This window comes from Methylobacterium sp. WL19, assembly GCF_008040005.1.
Taxonomy (GTDB): domain Bacteria; phylum Pseudomonadota; class Alphaproteobacteria; order Rhizobiales; family Beijerinckiaceae; genus Methylobacterium; species Methylobacterium bullatum.
In genome coordinates this window covers 1-879 of record NZ_VRVC01000286.1, presented here as the reverse complement: position 1 = coordinate 879, position 879 = coordinate 1, and the positions used below count along the sequence as shown (strand labels likewise).

General features: G+C 69.2%; 1 protein-coding gene. It reads left to right on the top strand.

The window, feature by feature from the left end; genetic code table 11:
• Positions 1 to 879, top strand: an 879-nt coding sequence (locus FV220_RS25120) for a 1-deoxy-D-xylulose-5-phosphate synthase N-terminal domain-containing protein (RefSeq protein WP_281406108.1), incomplete at both ends; no start/stop codon positions are given.

Genomic DNA, 879 nt, shown 5'->3' with positions numbered 1-879 from the left:
AGGCGATCTACCAGCGCGCGGCGGCGGCGGAAGAGTACGCCCGCTCCCTGGTGGTGGGCGGCGGCACGATGTTCGAGGAGATGGGCTTCCACTATGTCGGCCCGGTCGATGGCCATAACCTCGACCATCTCCTGCCGATCCTGAAGAACGTGCGCGATTCGGACCAGGGGCCGATCCTGCTCCATGTCGTGACCCAGAAGGGCAAGGGCTACGCCCCGGCCGAGGCTAGCGCCGACCGTTACCACGGGGTGGTGAAGTTCGACGTGCTGTCGGGCGTCCAGGCCAAGGCCAAGCCGAACGCGCCGGCCTATACCCGCGTCTTCGGCGAGAGCCTGATCAAGGCGGCCGATGCCGACGACAAGGTGGTGGCGATCACCGCCGCGATGCCGGGCGGCACCGGGATCGACCTGTTCGGCAAGGCGCATCCGGACCGGACCTTCGATGTGGGCATCGCCGAGCAGCATGCGGTGACGTTCGCGGGCGGCTTGGCGACGGAGGGCTACAAGCCGTTCGTGGCGATCTACTCGACCTTCCTGCAGCGGGCCTACGATCAGGTCGTGCACGACGTGGCGCTGCAGAACTTGGCCGTTCGGTTCTGCCTCGACCGGGCGGGTCTGGTGGGTGCGGACGGGGCGACCCATGCGGGCGCGTTCGATCTGGCTTATCTCTGCTGCCTGCCGAACATGGTCGTGATGGCGGCCTCCGACGAGGCCGAGCTGGTCCACATGGTGGCGACCCAGCATGCCCATGATAGCGGCCCGATCGCCCTGCGCTACCCGCGCGGCGAGGGGGTGGGCGTCGACCTGCCCGAGCGCGGCGTGCCGCTTCCCATCGGCAAGGGCCGGATCGTCAAGCGCCCCGAGGGGGCGCGGGTGGCGC